Source organism: Flavitalea plasmicola (genome assembly GCF_030546645.1).
Classification (GTDB): Bacteria; Bacteroidota; Bacteroidia; order Chitinophagales; family Chitinophagaceae; genus Puia.
The window spans coordinates 655,038-677,845 of sequence record NZ_JAUOTO010000006.1 but is presented as its reverse complement, the minus strand read 5'-3'; the positions used below and the strand labels follow the sequence as shown (position 1 = coordinate 677,845).

Annotated in this window: 25 protein-coding genes; 18 read left to right on the top strand and 7 right to left on the bottom strand. The window is 50.8% G+C overall.

Translation table 11 applies throughout. The features are described from left to right. Positions 1-148: 148 nt before the first annotated feature. Positions 149-676, bottom strand: a complete 528-nt coding sequence (locus Q4E93_RS24590) for a CopD family protein (protein WP_303589856.1) — start codon at positions 674-676, stop codon at positions 149-151. Between the two features lie 9 nt (positions 677-685). Continuing rightward, positions 686-1,741, bottom strand: a complete 1,056-nt coding sequence (hemH, locus tag Q4E93_RS24585; protein ID WP_303589854.1) for a ferrochelatase — start codon at positions 1,739-1,741, stop codon at positions 686-688. Between the two features lie 239 nt (positions 1,742-1,980). Between hemH and hemA the strand changes: the two genes are divergently transcribed. The 8 genes from hemA to hemL are packed head-to-tail and all read left to right on the top strand — an operon-like array spanning position 1,981 to position 9,551. Further along, positions 1,981-3,246, top strand: a complete 1,266-nt coding sequence (gene hemA / locus Q4E93_RS24580; RefSeq protein WP_303589853.1) for a glutamyl-tRNA reductase — start codon at positions 1,981-1,983, stop codon at positions 3,244-3,246. Positions 3,247-3,258: 12 nt separating this feature from the next. Then, positions 3,259-4,200 (top strand): hydroxymethylbilane synthase, encoded by a 942-nt coding sequence (gene hemC / locus Q4E93_RS24575; protein ID WP_303589851.1) that lies wholly within the window; start codon positions 3,259-3,261, stop codon positions 4,198-4,200. Beyond that, entirely contained in the window at positions 4,197-4,940 is a 744-nt protein-coding gene (locus Q4E93_RS24570; RefSeq protein ID WP_303589849.1) for a uroporphyrinogen-III synthase, read from the top strand. Before hemC ends, Q4E93_RS24570 begins: the two co-directional genes overlap by 4 nt. Then, a complete protein-coding gene (gene hemE, locus Q4E93_RS24565; protein WP_303589848.1) occupies positions 4,937-5,971 on the top strand; it encodes a uroporphyrinogen decarboxylase in 1,035 nt (344 codons plus the stop codon). The genes Q4E93_RS24570 and hemE overlap by 4 nt, the downstream gene beginning before the upstream one ends. Before the next feature lie 9 nt (positions 5,972-5,980). Continuing rightward, on the top strand, positions 5,981-6,943 hold the full coding sequence (gene hemF / locus Q4E93_RS24560; RefSeq protein WP_303589847.1) for an oxygen-dependent coproporphyrinogen oxidase: 963 nt from the start codon (positions 5,981-5,983) through the stop codon (positions 6,941-6,943). A 27-nt stretch (positions 6,944-6,970) separates the two neighbouring features. Then, the gene (gene hemB, locus Q4E93_RS24555; protein ID WP_303589845.1) at positions 6,971-7,948 is read left to right on the top strand and encodes a porphobilinogen synthase; all 978 of its coding nucleotides are present in this window, start codon (positions 6,971-6,973) and stop codon (positions 7,946-7,948) included. A gap of 5 nt (positions 7,949-7,953) precedes the next feature. Beyond that, the gene (locus tag Q4E93_RS24550; protein ID WP_303589843.1) at positions 7,954-8,241 is read left to right on the top strand and encodes a YciI family protein; all 288 of its coding nucleotides are present in this window, start codon (positions 7,954-7,956) and stop codon (positions 8,239-8,241) included. A gap of 23 nt (positions 8,242-8,264) precedes the next feature. Further along, positions 8,265-9,551 (top strand): glutamate-1-semialdehyde 2,1-aminomutase, encoded by a 1,287-nt coding sequence (gene hemL, locus Q4E93_RS24545; protein WP_303589841.1) that lies wholly within the window; start codon positions 8,265-8,267, stop codon positions 9,549-9,551. On the opposite strand, the gene Q4E93_RS24540 is transcribed toward hemL, so the two are convergent. Next, positions 9,543-10,484, bottom strand: a complete 942-nt coding sequence (locus Q4E93_RS24540) for a helix-turn-helix domain-containing protein (RefSeq protein ID WP_303589839.1) — start codon at positions 10,482-10,484, stop codon at positions 9,543-9,545. The two genes, hemL and Q4E93_RS24540, sit on opposite strands and share 9 nt — an antisense overlap. Before the next feature lie 317 nt (positions 10,485-10,801). Between Q4E93_RS24540 and gyrB the strand changes: the two genes are divergently transcribed. Both gyrB and Q4E93_RS24530 read left to right on the top strand, forming a co-directional pair. After that, positions 10,802-12,781: a DNA topoisomerase (ATP-hydrolyzing) subunit B gene (gene gyrB / locus Q4E93_RS24535; protein WP_303589838.1), complete on the top strand. Its 1,980-nt coding sequence runs from the start codon at positions 10,802-10,804 to the stop codon at positions 12,779-12,781. 118 nt (positions 12,782-12,899) lie between these two features. Then, the gene (locus tag Q4E93_RS24530) at positions 12,900-13,103 is read left to right on the top strand and encodes a hypothetical protein (RefSeq protein WP_303589836.1); all 204 of its coding nucleotides are present in this window, start codon (positions 12,900-12,902) and stop codon (positions 13,101-13,103) included. Positions 13,104-13,200: 97 nt separating this feature from the next. Here Q4E93_RS24530 and Q4E93_RS24525 read toward each other — a convergent pair whose 3' ends face one another. Both Q4E93_RS24525 and serS read right to left on the bottom strand, forming a co-directional pair. Continuing rightward, positions 13,201-13,833 carry an autotransporter outer membrane beta-barrel domain-containing protein gene (locus Q4E93_RS24525; protein WP_303589834.1) on the bottom strand — a complete coding sequence of 211 codons (633 nt, stop codon included), beginning with the start codon at positions 13,831-13,833 and terminating at the stop codon, positions 13,201-13,203. Between the two features lie 189 nt (positions 13,834-14,022). Continuing rightward, a complete protein-coding gene (serS, locus tag Q4E93_RS24520; protein ID WP_303589832.1) occupies positions 14,023-15,291 on the bottom strand; it encodes a serine--tRNA ligase in 1,269 nt (422 codons plus the stop codon). Between the two features lie 72 nt (positions 15,292-15,363). On the opposite strand from serS, the gene Q4E93_RS24515 reads away from it, so the two are divergent. From Q4E93_RS24515 to Q4E93_RS24485, 7 genes are all read left to right on the top strand, one after another. Then, positions 15,364-15,696 carry a YbjQ family protein gene (locus Q4E93_RS24515; RefSeq protein ID WP_303589831.1) on the top strand — a complete coding sequence of 111 codons (333 nt, stop codon included), beginning with the start codon at positions 15,364-15,366 and terminating at the stop codon, positions 15,694-15,696. 13 nt (positions 15,697-15,709) lie between these two features. Next, positions 15,710-16,057 (top strand): hypothetical protein, encoded by a 348-nt coding sequence (locus Q4E93_RS24510; protein WP_303589829.1) that lies wholly within the window; start codon positions 15,710-15,712, stop codon positions 16,055-16,057. Positions 16,058-16,060: 3 nt separating this feature from the next. Continuing rightward, complete coding sequence (locus Q4E93_RS24505) at positions 16,061-16,759, top strand: peptidylprolyl isomerase (RefSeq protein WP_303589827.1); 699 nt, start codon at positions 16,061-16,063, stop codon at positions 16,757-16,759. Between the two features lie 71 nt (positions 16,760-16,830). Then, positions 16,831-17,211, top strand: a complete 381-nt coding sequence (gene gcvH / locus Q4E93_RS24500) for a glycine cleavage system protein GcvH (RefSeq protein WP_303589826.1) — start codon at positions 16,831-16,833, stop codon at positions 17,209-17,211. Between the two features lie 42 nt (positions 17,212-17,253). Continuing rightward, positions 17,254-17,805, top strand: coding sequence for an RNA polymerase sigma factor (locus tag Q4E93_RS24495; RefSeq protein WP_303589824.1), 552 nt, complete (start codon positions 17,254-17,256; stop codon positions 17,803-17,805). 280 nt (positions 17,806-18,085) lie between these two features. Then, the gene (locus tag Q4E93_RS24490) at positions 18,086-18,637 is read left to right on the top strand and encodes an anti-sigma factor (protein ID WP_411162131.1); all 552 of its coding nucleotides are present in this window, start codon (positions 18,086-18,088) and stop codon (positions 18,635-18,637) included. Positions 18,638-18,733: 96 nt separating this feature from the next. Then, the gene (locus tag Q4E93_RS24485; protein ID WP_303589822.1) at positions 18,734-19,171 is read left to right on the top strand and encodes a VanZ family protein; all 438 of its coding nucleotides are present in this window, start codon (positions 18,734-18,736) and stop codon (positions 19,169-19,171) included. A gap of 580 nt (positions 19,172-19,751) precedes the next feature. Here Q4E93_RS24485 and prfA read toward each other — a convergent pair. Then, positions 19,752-20,816 (bottom strand): peptide chain release factor 1, encoded by a 1,065-nt coding sequence (prfA, locus tag Q4E93_RS24480; RefSeq protein ID WP_303589820.1) that lies wholly within the window; start codon positions 20,814-20,816, stop codon positions 19,752-19,754. Positions 20,817-20,874: 58 nt separating this feature from the next. Here prfA and Q4E93_RS24475 point away from each other — a divergent pair, with 58 nt between their 5' ends. Further along, positions 20,875-22,062: an amidohydrolase family protein gene (locus tag Q4E93_RS24475; RefSeq protein WP_303589819.1), complete on the top strand. Its 1,188-nt coding sequence runs from the start codon at positions 20,875-20,877 to the stop codon at positions 22,060-22,062. On the opposite strand, the gene recO is transcribed toward Q4E93_RS24475, so the two are convergent. Further along, positions 22,059-22,802 (bottom strand): DNA repair protein RecO, encoded by a 744-nt coding sequence (gene recO / locus Q4E93_RS24470; RefSeq protein WP_303589817.1) that lies wholly within the window; start codon positions 22,800-22,802, stop codon positions 22,059-22,061. The two genes, Q4E93_RS24475 and recO, sit on opposite strands and share 4 nt — an antisense overlap. Positions 22,803-22,808 lie beyond the last annotated feature (6 nt).

Here is a 22,808-nt window from a genome sequence, read left to right as displayed (position 1 = left end):
TACCTTTTTACCCCGGAATAGAAAAAACCCTCCCGACCTCAGCGTCGGGAGGGCTTTTTTGTGCCACAAACCACAAGCTGCGAGCTACTAGCTTCGAGCTGTGAGCCAGGGTTTATTTAGTTCAACGCTCATGGCTCATCGCTCGCGGCTATTTCTTGGTTCTTATGGTTTTATAGATGCGCACGGCGCTCATCAGGATGATGACAAAGCCGAAAAGCCCGGCCAAACCCCAGGCCCAGCTCATATTTTGCTTCACTACGACCAGCATGACGATGGCCACCAGGAAAATAGTGGCTATTTCGTTCCAGATGCGCAATTGCTGGGAAGACCACCGGAAGATACCTTTCATTTGCTGGCGATAGATGGCCTGGAGAGAGAAATGATAGAGATAAAGTCCCACAACAAAGCCTAATTTAATGATCAGCCAAGTGGGGAGGGCGCCCATCATTCCCATGACCCAGGGTCCGAAGATGAGGGTAAAGATGGCGGATGGCCAGGTGATGATCAGCCACAGCCGGCGGATCATGATCCTGTACTGCTGCTGTAGGATAGTTTTTTCCGGCTCGGGCTTTTCTGCCGCCTCGGCATTATAAATGAAGAGACGGACCATGTAGAAAAGACCGCTAAACCAGGTGACGATGAAAATAATGTGGAGCGCTTTGATGTAACTATACATAGGAATTGATTATTTAAGGATCATCTCCTGGCTGCCTGTCCCGATCTCTTTTGTCCAGCCTGCCAGGGCCTGGACCCACAGCGGATCTGCATTCAGGCAAGGGATCATTTCATATTGTTCTCCGCCGGCCTCCATGAATGTCTCCTTTCCTCTGATAGCGATCTCTTCCAGCGTCTCCAGGCAATCGCTGACAAAAGCGGGGCAAAGGATCAGCAATTTCTTTATCCCTTCCCTGGGCATTTCTTCGAGCCGGATGTCCGTGAAAGGTTCCAGCCATCCTTTACCCAGCCGGGATTGAAAGGAATTACTGTACTTGCCTTCGGGGATATCCAGGATGCGTACTACTTCCTTTGTCGTGGCAAAACACTGGTGACGATAGCAACGGCTGTGAGCCAGCGAGGGAAGGTCACAGCAGTCCGCCGACGAGAGACAGTGCCGGTGGGTGGGGTCTGATTTTCTGATATGACGGGCAGGCACTCCGTGGTAGCTAAATAATATATGATCGTAATCTTTCGAAAGGTAAGGGCGGATCTTTTCGCTCAGTGCCTGTAAATAATGCGGTTCATTGTAGAATGGGCGGACGAACCGCAGGCCGAATGAATAGTTCTTTTTGCGATGGATCTCTTTGGCGTGGTCCACTGCCGTCTCATAGCTTGCCATGGCGTAATGCGGATAGAGCGGGATGGCGATGACCTCTTCCAGGTCCGGAACTTTTGCCAGGAGGCGTTCATAGGCAAGCTCCATACCTGGATTGCCGTAGCGCATGGCTATTTCAACGGGTTCGTCCACCTGCTGCTGTAATGCCTGCTGCAGCTGGCGGGTGAGGTGGATCAGGGGCGATCCATCGTTGGTCCAGATGGTCTTGTATGCCTCTGCCGAATTAGCGGTACGCGAGGGTATGATAATACCTTGCACGAGTATTTTACGAAACAGCCAGGGGTAATCAATGACCTTGCCATCCATAAGGAACTCTGTCAGGTAGCGTTTCACATCGGGCGCCTCCGTGGAATCGGGTGATCCCAGATTCAGTAATATGATGGCGCGCTTCACCGGTGATTTTGTCATAATTGGCAAATGTATGGTGACAAAAGGGATTTAGGCCCAAATTGACCCGATTGATTGTTCTCAGGCGGCTGGCTGACCTAAATCATAGTTCCCTGACGGCTGGAACCTATATTTGTTTCCGGATTAGGCGGTTCCAGATAAAAGATCATGGATTTAAATGACAGTCTAATGACAGAAAAATTCGTGTAATAGGAACCCTTGCAACTAATTTTGCGTACATATTTCAACAAGCTGATGTAATGGCCAACAAGTCGACTGATATCTCTAAATTCTTCATAGCCGGGATCAATTATAAAAAGACGGATGCGGCTATCAGAGGTCGGTTTGCCATCAGCGCGGAACAATATGAGAAGATACTTACCCTGGCGCCTGCCCACCATTTACACGAGCTTTTTATTTTGTCCACCTGCAACCGGACAGAAATATACGGGTTTGCCGAAGAGCCTGCGCATCTGATCAACCTGCTGTGTACGCAAACCACCGGGGATCCTGCAACTTTTTCGAAAATAGCTTATATTAAGAATGGCCTGGAAGCGGTGGAGCATCTCTTCCAGGTATCTGCCGGACTGGATTCCCAGATCCTGGGAGATTATGAGATTGTGGGTCAGATCAAGACTGCGGTGAAATTTGCCCGGGAACGAGGGTTCATCGGCGCTTTTACGGAAAGGCTGGTAAATTGTGTGCTGCAATCCTCAAAATCCATCAAGAACCAGACGGCGCTCAGCGGCGGGACGGTGTCCGTCTCCTTTGCCGCGATTCAATACATAAAGGAACGAATAGGGCGTGTGGAAGGCGAAAAGATCCTGCTGATCGGCGTCGGCAAGATAGGCCGGAATACATGCCGCAATATGGTGGATTATCTTGGCACCCGGAATATCACCCTGATCAACCGTACGGAAGAAAGGGCCGCCAGCCTGGCTTCGGAAATGGGTCTTAGCTATGCTCCCTTGGAGGATGCTGCGAAATACATCGGTGAGTCCGATATCATCCTGGTTGCCACGAATGCGGAACAGCCCACATTGCTGCGCACGCATCTGGAGGGTAAGGGAGCCAAGCTGCTCATCGACCTTTCCATCCCCTGCAATATAGAAAAGTCTGCCGGCGAATTGCCGGGTATAACCCTGGTGAACGTAGACGAGCTGTCAAAGCTGAAGGACGAGACGCTCCAAAAGAGGGAAGCAGAGGTCCCGAAGGCAAAGGCTATCATCGCCGAGCACATCGATGAGCTGCTGGAGTGGCATGATATGCGCAAGTATGTCCCCGTATTGAAAGCCGTGAAGACAAAGCTGAAAGAGCTGCATTCATGCCCAGTATTCAGCCGGCTTTCGGGAGAATCTTTTCCTTCCACTGTCCATACGGATGAGCAGATACAACGCGTGATCAACGGCATGGCCACCAAAATGCGCCAGCATAACAAAGGTGGCTGTCATTATATAGAGGCGATCAACGAATACATCGCCATAGGCCCCCAATGGACCGCAACTTCGGCAAAGGCTGTGGGCTAAACTAAATTTTGCATGCAAACACCGATCCGGATAGGCACAAGAGAGAGTCAACTCGCTGTCTGGCAAGCTACCCAGGTTAAGGAATTATTAGCACGGGAAGGCACAGCCGCAGAGCTGGTGTTCATTAAAAGCGAAGGTGACATCGACCTGAAGACACCACTGTATGAAATGGGTGTCCAGGGCGTGTTTACCCGCAGCCTTGACGCCGCCTTGCTGAGCGGACGGATCGATGTAGCCGTACATTCCATGAAGGATGTCCCCACGCAGCTGCCGGAAGGGCTGCAACAGGCTGCCGTGCTGAAAAGGGGCCCCGTCTACGACCTGCTGGTCTACAATAATGATCCGGCCCTTTTCCGGCAAAAGGATTACATAGCTCACATTGCTACGAGCAGCATTCGCCGCAAGGCGCAGTGGCTGCACAAATACCCCAACCACCAGGTGCATAATCTCCGGGGTAATGTCAACACGCGATTGAAAAAGCTGAAGGAAGAGCGCTGGGACGCTGCCATATTTGCCCAGGCGGGGCTGGAGCGTATCCATCTGCGCCCTGAAAACAGCGTACTGTTGGACTGGATGCTGCCTGCACCGGCACAAGGCGCTATTATGGTGGTATGCAGGTCCGTGGACGAAACGGCTTTCCATGTATGCCAGCCGCTGAACGACGTGACTACCGCCTTTTGCGTAAAGACGGAAAGGGAGTTCCTTCGTGTTCTGCTGGGAGGATGTTCTACTCCCATCAGCGCGTTGGCGGAAATAGAGAATGAAGAGCTTTATTTCAGGGGTTCTATCCTGTCATTGGATGGCAGCCGGAAAGTGGAGATCGAAAAGATCCTTCCCGTAGATAAAGCAGCGGGCTTGGGAAAGACCGCTGCTGAAGAGTTACTGGAAAGGGGAGGGAAGGCTATTGCAGACGGTATTCGCGAGGCAGGTAAAAGCCCGGCCACCGGAAAATGAGCGAACCAGCACATATATTATCGACCCGCCCCCTGGACACCGGCCTATTGGCGCATGCGAAGGCTTGTGGTATCGTCATTGACACGCAATCGTTCATTTCAACGGCACCGGTGAAGGAGGAAGGGTTGCAGCGGCGGGTCAGGGAACTGAGCCACCAGCCATTGACGGCTGTATTTACCAGCGTGAATGCGGTGGAGGCTGTGGCAGCAATGGTTGGATCGAAGGTTCCTTGGGAGATCTTTTGCATCGGTGCAGCGTCAAGGCAATCAGTGCATGAGCATTTCGGGGCGGACGCGATTGCGGGGAAGGCCCCTTCTGCGGCGGAACTGGCGGATGTGGTCCTGCGGCGGTCTCTTTCAGGGGCAGCGCCAGCGGATGAGGCCCCTGGCCATCACCCTGCCGAGGTCTTTTTCTTTTGCGGGGACCAGCGCAGGGATGAATTGCCTGATAAATTGTCAGCAGCGGGCGTACATGTCAATGAACTGGTGGTCTACCGTACGACACAGACGCCGCACTACGTGGAAAGGCCCTATGACGGCATTGCATTTTTCAGTCCCAGCGCGGTGCATAGTTTTTTTTCAGTCAATATTGCCGGTGGCGAGACGCCGCTTTTTGCCATTGGAAGCACAACGGCTCAGGCCATTCGAGGGTATTGCACGAACCCGGTGATCATCAGCGGATCCCCGGTGAAAGAAGCGCTGGTACAACAAATCATCGAGCATTTTCAAACGAATATATGAGCCAACTAAAGAACGACTTACTATTAAGGACGCTGAGAGGAGAGGAAACAGAACGTACACCTGTCTGGATGATGCGGCAAGCGGGCCGCTATCTCCCGGATTATATGAAGCTGAAAGAAAAATATTCTTTTTTTGAACGTTGTCAAACGCCCGAGCTAGCGACGGAGATTACCATACAGCCGGTGGAGCAGGTAGGTGTGGATGCCGCGATCATCTTTTCCGACATCCTGGTTGTACCGCAAGCCATGGGGCTGGAAGTGCAGATGGTGGAAGGCAAAGGGCCTTTCCTGCCGGACCCGGTAAAACAGGAAAAAGATCTTCAACGGTTACACCTGCCCGACGTAGATGAAACGCTTGGCTATGTATTCGATGCCCTTCGACTCACCAAAAAGACACTGGACGGCCGGGTACCCCTGATCGGTTTTGCGGGCGCGCCCTGGACGCTGCTGTGCTATATGGTACAAGGGAAAGGCTCTAAGACTTTTGATGAAGCAAAGGCATTTTGCTATACGCAGCCCGGGACGGCGCACCGGCTACTGCAGATGATCACGGACACTACCATTGCCTATCTGAAAGGGCAGGCAAAGGCGGGCGCTGACGTGGTGCAAATCTTCGACTCCTGGGGCGGGCTGCTGGGTCCGGATGATTTCGAAAACCTTTCTCTTCGTTATATCCGCCAGATCGTGGCGGCGCTGAAAGATGTGATCCCTACTATCATATTTGCAAAAGGCGCCTTTTCTTCCCTGGAAGGAATGGCGGCCACGGGCGCGCAGGGGTTGGGCATTGACTGGTGTATCCGCCCGGCCATGGCCAGGCAGCTGGCAGGTGCGAATGTGACGCTGCAGGGAAATTTCGACCCTGCTAAACTGATGTCGCCTATCCCTGTCATCGAGCAGGAAGTGAAAACGATGATGGCTGCCTTTTCAGGCACCCGGCACATTGCCAACCTGGGACATGGCATCCTGCCGGAAATACCGGTGGATCATGCAAGGGCTTTTGTCCAGGCGGTGAAGAATTATCGGACTTTTTAAATCAACAGGATGGACGCAATGCCTTTTAAGACGGACACGCATGCCTTCCGCGAGAAATGGATCAGCTATATCCATGCACTGCAGGATACCATTTGCGGGGCACTTGAAGGCCTGGACGGCAAGGCACGTTTTGCCACGGATGAATGGGAGCGGGAGGGCGGCGGCGGCGGTATAACCAGGGTTATTGCCGATGGGAATGTCTTGGAGAAAGGCGGTGTCAATACTTCTGTGGTCTGGGGTGAGGTCACCGATATGATGCGGGGTCAGCTGAAGCTGGGAAGTCCGGGAGACGGCAGCGCTGCCAAATGGTTTGCCTGCGGACTTTCCCTGGTGATCCATCCACTGAACCCTTATGTGCCTACCACCCATGCCAACTGGCGATATTTTGAATTATACGATGAAGAAGGCAATGTCTCCGACAGATGGTTTGGAGGAGGCTCCGATCTTACCCCTTATTATCTCTTTGAAGAAGATGCCCGGCATTTTCACGGTGTGCTGCGGGAGGCCATGGAGCCATTTGGCAATGAGAAATATCCCCTTTACAAAAAATGGTGTGACGAATATTTTGTCAACAGGCATCGCGATAATGAAATGCGCGGCATCGGCGGGGTATTTTACGATCACCTGCGTCCGGCAGATGCTGCGGAAGCTGATAGATGGTTTGCTTTCCAACAGGCCTGCGGAAATTCGTTCCTGCCTGCTTATGTTCCCATTGTCCTGCGCAGGAAAGACATACCATATGGTGAAAGGGAAAAAGAGTGGCAGGAGATCCGGCGGGGGCGTTATGTGGAATTCAACCTGGTCCATGATCGCGGGACCTTGTTCGGCCTAAAGACACAGGGACGTACGGAGAGCATCCTGATGAGTCTGCCGCCCAGAGCCCGTTGGGGATATAATTATCGGCCTCAACCGGGAACGCCGGAGGCCGAGCTGCTGGATGCCTGTCTCCATCCGCGGGACTGGATGGCATGAAGATCAATGTAAAAAAGGAATTTATATATGTATCTGCAAAGGCGCAATCGCATTCTACGTAAGACCGCCGCTATCCGCGCGATGGTGGCGGAGACCCTGCTCACTCCCCAGGATTTCATCGTCCCTCTTTTCATCGACGAAGGGAAAGGGCAGCAGCATGAGATCTCCTCCATGCCCGGGTATTTCCGCCGCAGCATCGATGGCACGGTGAAAGAAGTGAAAGAGCTATGGGGTCTGGGTATCCGGAGCGTGCTGCTTTTCATCAAATGCCGGGATGAGCTGAAAGACAATACAGGTAAGGAGGCCTGGAACCCTAACGGACTGATGCAAACGAGCATTCGGGCCATTAAGGATGCCGTTCCGGAGATAGTGGTAATGACGGACGTTGCGCTGGACCCTTATTCCTCCTATGGTCATGACGGGATAGTGGAAAATGGCGAGATCGTCAACGACCCTACGGTAGCCGCATTGGTCAGAATGAGCCTTAGTCATGCGGACGCTGGGGCTGACTTCGTGGCGCCCAGCGACATGATGGACGGAAGGATCGGCGCGATCCGCCAGGGACTTGAAGAGAATGGTTTTACGCAAACAGGTATCATGGCTTACAGCGCGAAATATGCATCCTGCTTCTACGGACCTTTTCGGGACGCGCTGGATTCTGCGCCGGGCTTTGGGGACAAGAAGACCTACCAGATGGATTATGCCAACAGGCTGGAAGCTGTCAAAGAAGCGCAGATGGACGTGGAAGAAGGCGCCGACATTGTTATGGTCAAGCCTGCCCTGCCCTACCTGGACATTATCCGGGAAGTGAAGAATGCGGTGGAGGTGCCCGTTAGCGCTTATAATATCAGTGGGGAGTATGCGATGATCAAGGCTGCCGCGAGGATGGGCTGGATAAATGAAGAAAAGGCGATCCTGGAAACCCTAACTTCTATCAAACGGGCAGGCGCGGATCTAATAGCTACCTATTTTGCGAAAGATGCGGCCAAACTTTTAAATATTTAGAAGCTATGTTCATCATCGAATTGACCTATAAGGTTCCCAACGCGGAGATCGATCAATTCCTGACGGCGCACAGGGATTTCCTGGATAAGTATTTTACTGCCGGCGTATTTATTGCGGCCGGGGCCCAGGTGCCCAGGAAGGGCGGCATTATCCTGGCGATGGCGTCTTCGAGGGAGGCCGTTCTTTCCATCATCGGAGAGGATCCATTTTATATCAATGGGTTGTCGGACTACCGGATCATTGAATTCAAGGCTACCAAAAAAGCCGCCGCTATTGCGGATCTTATTGATTAATATATAATTACAGAACTAAGCATATGTACGAAAAGAGCCAGCAACTTTTTGAAAGGGCCCAGCAAAGCATTCCAGGCGGCGTCAACTCTCCTGTCCGCGCCTTCCGCAGCGTTGGAGGCACTCCCATCTTCATGCAAAAGGCCGAAGGTGCCTATCTCTATGACGTGGATGGACGCCGGTACATCGACTACATCGCCTCGTGGGGGCCGATGATCCTGGGACATGCCTGGCAGCCTGTGGTAAAGGCCATTCAGGAGTATGCCATATATTCCACCTCTTATGGGGCGCCTACCCTGCTGGAAGTGGAGATGGCGGAGCTGATCATCAGCATGGCGCCCAATGTGGATCTGATCCGTATGGTGAGCAGCGGTACAGAGGCGTGTATGAGCGCCATCCGGCTGGCAAGGGGATATACGGGCAGGAATAAGATCATAAAATTCGAAGGCCATTATCATGGGCATGCAGACCCTTTCCTGGTAAAGGCGGGCAGCGGGGTGGCGACCTTTAACATCCAGACTGTTCCCGGCGTAACCCCGGGTGTGGCACAGGACACCCTGACAGCGGCTTACAACGACCTGGAGGCCGTGAAGAAGATCACGGCTGCCCACCAGGGAGAGATCGCAGCCATCATCGTGGAGCCGGTGGCTGGCAATATGGGCTGTATCCTGCCCAGACCGGGATTCCTGGAAGGGCTACGGAGCATTTGCGACCTGGAAGGCATCGTGCTGATCCTGGATGAGGTGATGACGGGTTTCCGGCTTGCGCCGGGAGGCGCCCAGGAGCGATTGGGGATCCGTGCGGACCTGCTGACCTATGGAAAGGTCATCGGAGGGGGCATGCCTGTTGGGGCATTTGGCGGAAGAAAGGAGATCATGCAGCACATCGCTCCGTTGGGTAATGTCTACCAGGCCGGTACGCTGAGCGGCAATCCCATTGCCATGATAGCAGGGTATACGCTCCTAAAGGAATTGAAGCAGAACCCTTCTATTTATACGGAACTGGAGGAAAAAACACTTTATCTGAGGGATGGACTGGATAAGGTATTGGGCGCGTGGGGACAGCCTTACCAGATCAATCAGATGGGGTCCATGATCAGCGTACATTTCAGTGAGCACCCCGTTACGGACTTTGCATCCGCCTCGGCAGCCAATAATGCACGGTTCAAGACCTTTTTCCACTCGTTGCTGAAAAGGGGCGTCTATTTGCCGCCCAGTGCTTTTGAGAGCTGGTTCCTGAACAATGCGTTGCAAAAGGAGGACCTAGACGCTACGATCCATGCCGTGAAGGAGAGCCTGGAAGAGTTAGTGTAACAGCAATTCACAAGGCTTCAATCCCGTATGTTTCTTGAAAGCGGTGGAGAAGTGGGAGATGGAGGAGTAACCCAGCATGATGGATACTTCGGTGACGCTTAATCCTTTTTCATACAAGAGATAGCGCGCGTGTTCCATCCGCTGGCTCTGGTAGAAGTCGAAGATCGTGGTGCCGAACATTTCCTTGAAACCTTTTTTCAGATAGCATTCATTGATCGCCACTTTGCGGCTGAGCTCCTTGATGGTGAGGGGTTCACCGATGTGCTGAAGGAGCACTTCCCTGGCCCTGATGATCTTTTCCCTGTCCGCTTCATTCGCCAGGAATTTACATTGGAATCCTTCCACGTCTTTTTCACCGACCATGCATTCCAGGCTATATAACAGCAGCATCTGGCTTTGGGCATTGATGAAGATGTTCTCCATGCTGTCCGTATAGCTATGGTTCAGGAGGGCTTCCAGCACCAGGCGGGTCCTTCCACAAAGAGACAGTATTTTCGAAAAGGAGGAAGGATGGCGAAAGTCCAGGACGTCCTGGCTAAGTGTGCTTTCGGGCTTACGAGGTTTTCCGAACTGCGAGAGGTGGACGGCCAGGAAGCGGAAGCTAAGGACATCCACAGTATCGACCCGTTCCGAGCAGCCGGGAGTTTCGTTGACCTTACAGGCGTTGCATTCGACGCTATTTTTCCGGCAATACACGTTGCCGGCTATGCAAAATCTCAGTTCGAGGTAATTCTGGGAGGGGTCGTCCTTCTTACAGTGGTAGACGAGCATGCCCAAATCGTCGAGGTTCCATTGGGGGTGCTTGTTGTACCTTTTGATGGTGTATTGTACCGAACCAGGTATATGTCGTTCTTTTTCATCCAGTAATGCCAGCTGTCCCTGCATGACAGGTTGCTTGTAAGCCATCATCAGTATATCAGGCGCCTGGTACATAAGCCGCAAATTTAGGTCAGAATTATGAATTTATGTTCGTCGATCTAAGCAATGCCGGGAAGAATACAGGCAGGATGGGGGTTTGGTTATGTAGAAATGGATCTTTTGACAAAACGATGACGCAGGAGAGCCGGAAGGGGGTGAAAATGACAGGAATGCGGCTGATTGGAGTGTGGGGTTGGGACTACCGGAAGAATGTCAGTAAAAAGCCTAAAATGAGCCTAAAATGGGGATATCAAATCGTCCAAAACCCCTTAATTTGCTTACATTTGCAGGCCTTATTAATTTATTGTTAACGACAATATTTTCAACCAAATATGAGTGAACAAACAGAGGAAATCCTAACCGCCGCAAGTAATGGATATGGGGCAGATAGTATCCAGGTTCTGGAGGGATTGGAAGCCGTTCGCAAGCGTCCTGCCATGTATATCGGCGACATCGGTGTGAAAGGTCTTCACCACCTGGTATATGAGGTAGTGGACAACTCCATTGACGAGGCGCTGGCAGGCTATTGCAAGAATATCAATGTCACGATCCATGAAGACAATTCGATAACGGTCGAAGACGATGGTCGCGGTATCCCTACGGGTATCAACACCAAAGAGAAGAAGAGCGCCCTGGAGATGGTGATGACGATCCTCCATGCCGGTGGTAAATTCGACAAGAACACTTACAAGGTTTCCGGGGGATTGCATGGAGTGGGTGTCAGCTGCGTCAACGCGCTCAGCTCCGACCTGCACGCTACTGTTTACCGCGAAGGGAAAATTTTCGAGCAGGCTTACAAGATCGGGGTCCCTCAATATCCCGTGCGCGAGATTGGCATAAGCGATAAGACGGGCACTACCATTCAGTTCTGGCCCGATGCCAGTATCTTCATCACTACCACTTACAATAAGGATATCCTGGAAGGCCGTCTGCGGGAGCTGTCGTTCCTCAACAGGGGAGTACGCATCATCCTGAACGATCTCCGGGAGAAAGAAGAAGATGGCAGCACTTACACCAAGACTTTTTACAGCGAAGGCGGCATTACGGAATTCGTAGAAATGCTGGATAAGAATGCAGGTCGTACGCCCCTGATCCCCAACATCATCTTTGTGGAGGGGCGGGATGAGGCCACCAATGTATCCGTGGAAGTTGCGCTGACCTATAACGACAGCTACAGCGAGCATATCTATTCATACGTCAATAACATCAATACCATCGAAGGCGGTACGCACGTGGCCGGCTTTCGCCGGGCGCTTACCCGTGTATTTAAATCCTATGGCGAGAAGCAGGGACTTTTTGAAAAGGCCAAGGTAGAGATCGAGGGAGATGATTTCCGGGAAGGCCTCAGCACCATTGTCTCGGTGAAAGTTCCCGAGCCGCAGTTTGAAGGACAGACAAAGACCAAGCTGGGAAATAACGAGGTCAGCGGCGTTGTGGATTCCACGGTTTCAAAAGCACTTGACTCTTTCCTGGAGGAAAATCCAAGGGAAGCCAAGAATATCATTCAGAAAGTAATTCTGGCCGCCCAGGCCCGTGCAGCGGCTAAGAAGGCCCGGGAGCTGGTGCAAAGAAAAAGCGTACTGAGCGGCGGCGGACTGCCCGGAAAGCTGGCGGACTGTTCAGACCGCGACCCCGAACGTTGCGAGCTCTACCTGGTCGAAGGCGACTCGGCCGGCGGCACTGCCAAGCAGGGCCGCGACCGCAGCTTCCAGGCGATCCTCCCACTGCGTGGTAAGATCCTGAATGTGGAAAAAGCCATGGAGCACAAGATCTATGAGAACGAAGAAATCCGCAACATGTATACGGCACTGGGAGTAACGGTGGGCACAGCCGAAGATCCCAAGGCATTGAACCTGTCGAAGCTGCGCTATCACAAAGTCATCATCATGACCGATGCCGACGTCGACGGCAGCCATATCGCCACGCTTATTCTCACCTTCATCTATCGCTATATGAAAGAGATGGTGGAGCAGGGATATGTATATATCGCACAACCCCCCTTGTATTTAGTGAAGAAAGGTAAAGAACAATCTTATGCCTGGAATGAGGAGCAGCGGAGAGGATGGGTAGAGAAGCTAGCCGGCGGGAAAGAGGACAGCGTCACTGTACAACGCTATAAAGGGTTGGGAGAGATGAATGCGGAACAACTTTGGGAAACTACCATGAATCCTAATACCAGGACCTTGAAGCAGGTGACGATTGAAAGCGCCGCGGAGGCCGATCGTATCTTCAGCATGCTTATGGGAGATGAAGTGGCGCCAAGAAGGGACTTCATCGAATCGCATGCAAAATATGCCAAGCTGGACGTGTAATCGAGCACGGCCGGCCCCGGGAGATGATTTTTTTCCCGTCAACTGGGGCAAATGGCGTAATATTACAATATTTGGTACTAATCTTGCGTGTAAACATCAGACACTAAATCAATTAATCATGTCAACGGTAACACTTACGGCCTACAATGTCAAGACGAAAGAAAAAAATGTACCCATCCAGGATGCAGTGATCACTAAAACTGCAAAAGGTGCTTATATGGCCCAGGGGAATGATGGTAAAGGCAATAAGCTGACCACCCTGCTCGGAGAAGAAAAAGCGCTGGCCGCCATCAAGGCTGGTATAGCAAAACAAGGCTGGTAAACATCCTGTTATCGGCAAGACTTTCCTCAAAATAAAAGAATGAAGCAGGCGGTCATGGGACCGCCTGCTATACATTTTTGCGTTTGTCCAGCCTGACTTAGATGATCCATTTGATGCCGACGACGAAATTGTCGAGGGTCTTATTAAGACCGGTACCGAGACTAAAAGAATTTGATTTCACATTGTCAGCACCATCTCCCAATTTGGAATGTCCGTATTGGGCATAAAACAAGTTCTGCATACCGGTCTCCACCTGCACATGCCGGCTGATGAAATACGCGATGCCCGGATAGAATCCGGCATTGATGGAATAGCCTTTGTTCGCAGGGGGCTTCGGTGCGCCGTCCGGATAGCTATTATTCTGCTGATAGGCTCCGGACAGGTTGCCTTCCGCAAAGAGGGCAAAGTTGGCGCCCAGGCTCTTATACCTGCGCACAAAAACGCCCAGTCCATAGCTGTCGATGGTGGAAATAGTGGAAGGAGTGCCACCCTTAGTTCTGGTATGTGCATAGGAAAGGGTCAGGCCTACGATGAGGTCGTCCTTAACAGCCTTAGCAATGGAAGGGGAGATGGCGAAGAAAGTTTGATCGCTGGCATAACTGTCAGGCTTTACGTTCGACGTGTTGAAATTGACATTTCCTCCCAGCAAAATATCTCCTTTCTTAATTTGTGCGTTGGCAATGCATACAGTGAAGAGGCCGGCGGCCAGCAGATAAAAATGTTTTTTCATACTAGATAAAATATTTATTGCAGTAAAGATTGCGGGAATAAAACTATGTTCATAACCGTTGCACTGTCTTTCACAAATATTTATCTATAAGATTAAACGATTCTTAAAATTGCGAGGCCGTGCAGCACTGATGAGCTTTGTCACACAGGACGCGGCGAACCGTTGCAGGCAATCGCCGGAAGAAAAAATTCAAATCTTCTCCGCTCCGAAATAATTATGCAATGCTTTGGGCAAGGCGATATGATCCGTCGCCTGATGATTTTCCAGGAGACATGCGACAATACGGGGCAGTGCGAGGGAGCTGCCATTCAAAGAATGGACCAGCTGGGTCTTCCCACCGCCATCCTTGAAACGGATCTTCATCCTATTCGTCTGAAATGCTTCGAAGTTACTGACGGAGCTGACCTCCAACCATTTTTCCTGGGCGGCGCTATAGACCTCAAAGTCATAGGTCATGGCAGAAGTGAAACCCATGTCGCCTCCGCAGAGCCGCAGAATGCGGTAAGGCAGCTCCAGGGATTGTAATAATTTTTCAACATGCGCTACCATCTCTTCCAGGACCTCATAGCTTTTTTCCGGATGCACGAGCTGGACTACTTCCACTTTATCGAACTGGTGCAAGCGATTGAGGCCACGTACATCCTTTCCGTAGCTGCCTGCCTCCCTGCGAAAACAAGGTGTATAAGCGGTCATCTTCAACGGCAGCTGCGCTTCTTTCAGGATCTCATCCCTATAGATATTGGTCACCGGCACTTCCGCCGTCGGTATCAGGTACAGGTTGTCCAGGGTAACGTGGTACATTTGACCTTCCTTATCAGGCAATTGACCCGTGCCACGGGCGGAAGCCTCATTCACCATGATGGGAGGCTGGTATTCCGTATAGCCTGCGGCGGTATTGTAATCCAGGAAATACTGGATGAGGGCCCTTTGCAGCTTTGCACCCTTGTTGATATATACAGGGAATCCGCTGCCTGTGATCTTATTGCCCAGCTCGAAGTCGATGAGCTCATATTTTTTTGCCAGGTCCCAGTGCGGCTGTGCGCCTGCGGGCAGGGCAGGTTTCTTTCCGCCTTCCCGGATCGTAATATTGTCCGCTGGTGTTTTCCCCCGTGGGACAAGGGCAGCGGGCAGATTGGGTAATTTTATCAGTGTGCTGTTCAATTCTTCTTCCACAGCTGCAAGCTTTTCAGTGATGGGAGACAGAGAGGTCTTCAGCGAGGCAACTTCCTGTTTTTTTGCTTCTGCCTCCTGTTTTGCCCCCTTGGCCATCAGCTGTCCTATTTCCCTGGAAAGTGTGTTTATTCCGGACTGGGTGGTGTCTGCTTCCAGCTGGAGCTTTTTGCGCTGGTCATCAAGCTGTACGATCGTATCTACCAGGTCCGTTTCCGGGAAATTCCTCACGCTCAGTCTTTCCTTTACAAACGCCGGATCCTGACGAATAACTGCCAACTGTAACATCTAATGAAATTTTTGGTAAAGATAGTATTGTAAAAGCGTAATTTTATCTGAACTCACACCAAAACCTGTTATATGCTCGACCAAACGATGATCACCACCAGCACAGCACTTGAGGGCTATCGTATCACACGTAACCTGGGCGTGGTGCGGGGCATTACTGTCCGCAGCCGCAGCGTCCTGGGTAATATCGCCGGTGGCCTGCAGACCCTTTTTGGAGGGCAGATCTCCATCTATGTGGACCTCTGTGAAAAGACCCGGGAAGAGGCTTTTCAATACATGATGCAGCATGCCGCCGAGAGAGGCGCCAATGCGATCATCAATATGCGTTATGACGCCAATGAGGTGATGAATGGTGTGACGGAAGTGCTGGCCTATGGGACTGCGGTGACGGTGGAAAAAATATAAGTATCTTTGCAGGATGCAACAAGCGCAAGATGACCTGCAGATGCGGTGGTGGAACCTGGAAGCCCAATTGGTGGAAAGATTCGGGAAGAAGCCCGATATGGAAGCCATTTTATTCCTTATCGGCGTCCAGGAGTTCGGGGATATCCGAAAGAAATTTTCGAAAGAGCAAAAGCAGGATCTTATGCATATCGCCATATGCTCCTTATTCCGGCAAAGCGGTTACTATGAGCTGGACCGGGTGGACGAGGATGGCTGGCCACACTTCACACAGCTGAAGGCCCTTCCCGTCATGACCATGCCGCAGCAGGAGAACTTCCTGAAGGACCACATATTATTATACTTCGAGAACGCTGGCATCTAATCTATGCTTAAATACTTAACGGGTGTCGTTGCCGCCCTTCTGATCTTTTCCTGTAATCCCAGGCTTGCCAATGGCTTGCGGAAGAATGACCTTCACAAGGACATAGAAATGGTCACTACCCGGGGGACAGTAGTCCTTCGTCTCTCGGATTCTACCCCGCTGCACCGCGACAATTTCCTGTCACTGGTGAAAAAAGGTTACTATGACAGCCTATTATTCCATCGTGTCATCCAGCGCTTTATGATCCAGGCGGGAGATCCTACCAGCAAGCATGCGGTGACAGGCGCCAGCCTGGGGGACGGAGGGCCATCCTATACTATCCCGGCAGAGTTCCGCCCTACCCTTTTTCACCAACGAGGGGCGCTGGCAGCGGCCAGAGAAGGGGATGACGTTAATCCTCAACAAGCCAGCAGTGGTAGTCAGTTCTATATCGTCCAGGGAAAGGTATTCACTCCTGCCGGATTGGATTCAGTGGAAACCTTTCGCCTGAAAGGCAGGAAGATACCGGCTGCGGAACGGGAAGTTTACCAGACGAAGGGAGGGGCGCCGCATCTCGATCAGCATTATACCGTATTCGGAGAGGTGATACGGGGCATGGAAGTAGTGGATTCGATTGCTGCCGTGCCCACCAGCGGACGGCCGAACGACAGACCCTTACAGGACGTTCGTATATTGAAAATGAAGCTGATAAGCAGAAAATAAGTCCACTGGAAATTTTATCATGGGTGATTGAGGTCTTTTACTAATATTTGCATCACAAAATATACATCGTCATGAATTTTCCCGAGAATTTACGCTATACGAAAGATCACGAATGGATACGCCTTGAAAATGGCAATACGGCCATCATCGGCATTACGGAATTTGCTCAAAAGGAATTGGGGGACATTGTATACGTGGAGATTGAGACGGTGGGTAAGGCCCTGGCGGCGGAGACTGTATTTGGAACTGTAGAGGCTGTCAAGACTGTTTCAGATCTGTACCTACCCATTGCCGGAACTATTACGGAGGTGAACCCGGCGCTGGCAGGCGCTCCCGAACTGGTGAACTCTGATCCGTACGGAGAAGGTTGGATGATCAAAATGACTGTAAAAGATCCGGCGGACCTGGATAAGCTGATGGATGCCGCAGCTTACGGCAACATCGTACATTGATCTTTATTTTCCTTACATTAGAGTATCTATCCATATAAGACCTTGGGAATACCAAAAACCTATAATACTGAGCAGGAATTGGTGCTTGCTTTAAAACGGCGAGATAATCAAGCTTTCAGTTCTTTATACGACAACTATGCAGGCGCACTCTATAGCATTATTAAACAGATTATTACAGATAATGCAGAGTTAGCAAGCGATGTTTTGCAGGAGGTATTTATCAATATTTACAGGAAGATCGACACGTATGACCAGACAAAGGGGCGCCTGTTCACCTGGATGCTGAATATAGCCAGGAATGCTTCCATAGACATGCTACGAAGCAAAAGTTACCAGAATTCTCAAAAAAACCAGGAGCTCCCGGATAACGTATATAAGGGTACAGCCCACCAGTCCACGCTACTCAACGTTGATAACATCGGCTTGAAAAAAGTGCTGGAAAAGCTGAAGCCAGAGCATCGTGTATTGATGGAACTGGCTTACTTTAAAGGATTTACACATGAGGAAATAGCTGAAATGATGAGTATTCCTCTAGGAACTGTAAAAACCAGGATCCGAAATGCGTTGTTACAATTAAGAGAATACCTACAGTAAATTGAATATACAACAGTACATAGAAAGTGGCATTATAGAGACCTATGTATTAGGTCTGGCCAGTCCGTCAGAAAGTGCTGAATTTGAGCAACTGTGTGCTCAATATCCCGAATTAGTAGCAGCCCGTACCAAATTTGAGGAAGGGCTTGAGAAGCATGCTTTGGCCAATGCCGAGCAGCTTTCCACAGGGGTTAAGGTGAAGGTTTTGGAAGCAATCGGGGACACCACCGCAACAGGTGCCCGTGAAAGTGTTTCTTCAAATCCACCTAAAATAGTCACCATGCAAAATGAAAGCAAGAAAGGTTCTTCCGGCTGGCTGCGTTTCGTAGCCGCCGCGTCTGTCGTATTGCTCATTGGACTGGCCTGGTTCAGCTACCAGTTCTATTCTCAGAACTCCGAGCTGCAACGCTCCAACACCGCCCTGCAGGAAAAGTTGAATTCCACGCAAGGCACGCTGGACAAGATCGTTCAGGAACAAAGCATTGTAAAGGACCCTAATACTACCGTGGTCAACATGGTGGGTACGAAGGTGGCCCCCAAATCTTCCGCCAACGTTTATTGGGATTCTACCAGTTCCAATGTCTACCTGGTGGTGAAGAATATGCCCAAGCTGCCTTCTGACAAACAATATCAGCTGTGGGCACTGATCGACGGTGAAAAACAGCCCAAAGACCTGGGTGTATTTGACGCCACGGATGATAAGATCATCCTGAAAATGAAGGATACCAAGAAAGCCCAGGCGTTTGCCATCACGATCGAGAAGACGGGAGGAAGTCCTTCACCTACGCTGGACAGCATGCAATCGCTGGGAAAGACCTTGCAAAGTCAATAGAGACGGGGGCTGCGGGAAAAAAAATCTACACTGGGTAGAAAAAAAAGTCCCACTTAAGTTATATTATAATAAAGAGATCGTCCAAAATTTTTCTGTTTGGCGGTCTCTTTCTACTTTAGCGGACATCGCTACATGAATCAATTTCTGAAAAAATACCTGGGGTCTGTCTATCTTCCCATTCTCTGGACACTGATCATCGCTGTTCTGCTATCCATCCCCGGGACTATGCTGCCCAGTGAGTCACATTTCACTATTCCGCAATTCGACAAAATAGTGCATATCTCTTTGTTCGGGGGGTTTGTGCTAAGCTGGAATTTTTATCTCAGCAGAAGGCCTTTGTCTTCTCCTCAATTGCTGCGATGGTTCTTCGTCATTTTCATATTGGGAAATTCATTCGGTATTGGAATGGAGTTCGTGCAGAAATACTTCATCCCATTCAGGGACTTTGATACGGAAGATATTATTGCCGATATGATTGGAGCGGGGTTGGGGTATGGGGTGTCGAATGTTTTTTTGGCTGGTTACAAAGGTTAGTTTGACAGTTTATTTAGTCTGGCCTGACGGCCCGAGTTTCTTATCGGACCTAACGGTCCTCCAGGGTTTGTTTAGACTCTAATTTATTGCGATCGCCTGCGATCGCTGGTTTATTTTTTTGGCCTTCGGCCGAAAAAATAAACCCCTGTAGAAACAGGGGTCGTAACCAAAACTAACTGCTTATGAGAAAATTGACTGCTTTATGTGAGTCAAATAGAAAAGACTAACTTATGAACTATATAACGCAAAACAGGTGCCAATATTACTTATCCATTTCTCTTCATTTTCACCTGCCCTGTAAAATTACGTTGCAAATTGATGCTTCGTAATTGATCCAAAGAGTAATAACATTTATTTAGCATTCGCTCTCTTAAGATACGTAATCCCGTGGTTTATAGCAAGATTTTAGCTGTTTTTTTAAAGAACTTCTACAATATAAAGACGCAGAAACGAAGAAAAGGTTTACAGCACAAGCGTTAAAAGATTCTAAAAACGGGAAAACAGCCAATAACTACCCAGAACCGTGAGGGCTTGGCGGGGCGCTTTTAATGCCGTTTTAATTTGGCGGGTTCGTATAGAGTTAATTCTGCCGGGCCATTTTCTCGGCATTCTCCGCAAATTGGAGAGCGTCGATAAATTCCTGGATATTCCCATTCAGTACATCGTCCAGGTTATAGACGGTGAGGCCGATGCGGTGGTCTGTCACCCTACCCTGTGGAAAATTGTAGGTTCGGATCTTGGCGCTGCGATCTCCTGTGCTGACGAGGCTTTTCCGGTGACGGGCAATTTCCTCTTCCTGTTTGCGTACCTGTTCCTCATATAATTTGGTGCGCAGCATCTGCATTGCCTTTTCCCTGTTGCCCAGCTGGCTGCGTTCCGTCTGGCAGACCACGACCACGCCTGTGGGAATATGCGTAAGAAAGACCTTTGTTTCCACCTTGTTTACATTCTGACCGCCGGCGCCACCGCTACGGGCCGTCTCCATTTTTACGTCGCTTTCCTTCAGCTCGAAATCCACCTCTTCCGCCTCGGGCATCACGGCGACAGTAGCCGCACTCGTATGTACGCGCCCGCTCGTCTCCGTATCCGGTACACGCTGCACACGATGAACGCCACTCTCGAATTTAAGCGTCCCGTATACGTCATCGCCCACCACTTCCACCTGGACTTCCTTGTATCCACCCACTGTGCCTTCACTTTCGCTGAGGATAGCAGTTTTCCAGCCCCTCCGTTCGCAATACTTTATATACATGCGAAGCAGGTCGCCTGCGAACAAGCTGGCTTCATCTCCTCCCGTACCAGCCCTGATCTCCAGGATGGCATTCTTTTCGTCCTGAGGGTCTTTGGGAATCAGCAGCTGGCGAACGAAAGCCTCCATCTTCTCCTTTTTCTCGTCCAGGCCTGCCGTTTCGGCTTTGGCAAGATCACGTAATTCGGCATCGTCCCCGTTTAACGCCTCTCTATTAAAATCGATCGTATCCAACAGGTCCTTATATTCCTTGTACGCCTGGACGATCTTTTCCAGGTGACGGTATTCTTTACTTATCTCTCTGAACTTCCGGTTGTCGCTGACAATCTCCGGATTGCTCAGGGCTACTCCCAGGTCTTCGAATCTCGCCTTTATGGCTTCTAATTTATCTAACATACTTTTTGCTACTTTTAGGACCCCTCACGGGCCCGTGGGCCTGCAAACCTACATCAAAATGCGAAAATTCAGTGCGGACTATTTATTTACAGGCCGGGAAATGGCAGCGGAAGGTACGGTACTGATAACCAAGGACGATGGAACGGTGGAAGCAATCCTTCCCGCAGCGGATGCCGGCGAAGGCGTGGAAGCGCTTCCGGGGCTGCTCACGCCGGGATTTGTCAATTGCCACTGCCACCTGGAGCTTTCACATATGAAGGGCCTCCTGCCGGAAAAAACGGGCATGGTGGATTTTCTAATAAGCGTGATCCGGGGAAGGGGCACGGCGACTGCGCAGGGAGAGGAGATGTCCCAGATCCTGACCGCCATCGCCGGGGCGGAGGAATCCATGCTGCATAATGGCATTGTCGCTGTTGGGGACATCTGCAATACCAGCCTTACCCTTAAACAAAAGGTGGAGGGACGCCTGAATTATCACAATTTTATCGAGACCATGGGGTTCATCGAACAGACAGCTCCCGACCGCCTGGAAGCCGCGGTAAAGATTTTCGGGGAGTTTGCCGGGGCTTACAGCCTGCCGATAGCGGCGATTTCGCTGGTACCGCATGCACCCTATTCCGTGTCGCCCCGTCTTTTTGGGCTGATCGCCAACTTTCCCGGCAATCAGTTGATCACCATCCATAACCAGGAAAGCCAGGCGGAGAATCTTTTCTGCCAGACGGGGCAAGGAGATTTTCTACGGCTGTACCAGGCGCTGGGGCTGGATATTTCGTTCTTTTCCGGCTCGGGCCAAAGAAGCATGGCAGGCTATCTGCCTCATTTCTATCACAATCAAACGTTACTGCTCGTGCATAATGTGGATACCCGGGAGGAAGATCTGGCGTGGAAAGGCGGACCCGATCTTTGTTTTTGTCTTTGCCCGAATGCCAACCTTTATATTAGCGGGCAGCTGCCTGATGTGGACCTATTGATGCGGCATGGCTGCAGGATCGTGCTGGGCACGGATAGTCTGGCGTCCAATCACCAATTGGATATCCTGGAGGAAATGAAAACGCTGCAGCATCATTTTCCCCTGGTTCCGACTGAAATACTACTGCGGTGGGCAACCTCCAATGGGGCCGAAGTCCTACAAATGGACGGGATATTGGGGGCATTTGATATGGGTAAGCAGCCGGGGGTCGTATTGGTCAGCGGCATGGAAGAGGGGAAATTTACGAAGCGCTCGAAGGCGCACCGGCTGATCTAGGCGCTGATGATCGTTTGCAACACAGCCAATGTCCTCATTTCACCGAAGTCCGGGATGTGCAGGGCATAAAAGGTCCGGTATGCCTGCAGCAAATGACGCCTGACGTCCTGGTTGAGCAATAGTTCCCTCAGCTCGGCGGGTTGTCTCACCCGCAGCAGCTGGGACGTGATATAGGCGTAGCTGCCTTCCAGGTAGTGTTGATGAGTGGGGTGCTGCGCTGCGAATATCCCCTCCTGTAAGTCCAGTATCTCGTTGCGTTCTGACCAGGTATCTTCGATCCGGAAGCCGAAAAAACCTGCCAGGTGGAGAGTGAAAAACAACGGGAAATTGGCCAGCACGGGGCCTTCCGCTTCGTCCAGGTGAATGAAGGCGTCTTCGATAAAATAAAAGAGGTCTGCATTGGGTTCCGGCTGCTTGAGGCATTTCTGCAGGAGCTCCACCATAAACAAGGCGACCGAGTTTTTTATCACGTCGAAAAACAAATGTTTGTACAGGTATTCCCATTTGAACTCTTTTATACGCTGCAGGTGTTTCAGGTCATTATGGTAGACGACGAGATCGAGCATGGCGGCGGATTGGAAGAGGTTGGCCTTGCCCGGTCCTTTTTTTGTCGAAGTCCTCACACCGTTGACGAGATAGGACTGCACCCCAAAAAGTTCGGTATAGACGGTGACGATGAGGCTTGTCTCCCCATACTTCACTGTCCTGAATACGATTCCTTTTGTTTTATGCAGCTGCATTTGTTG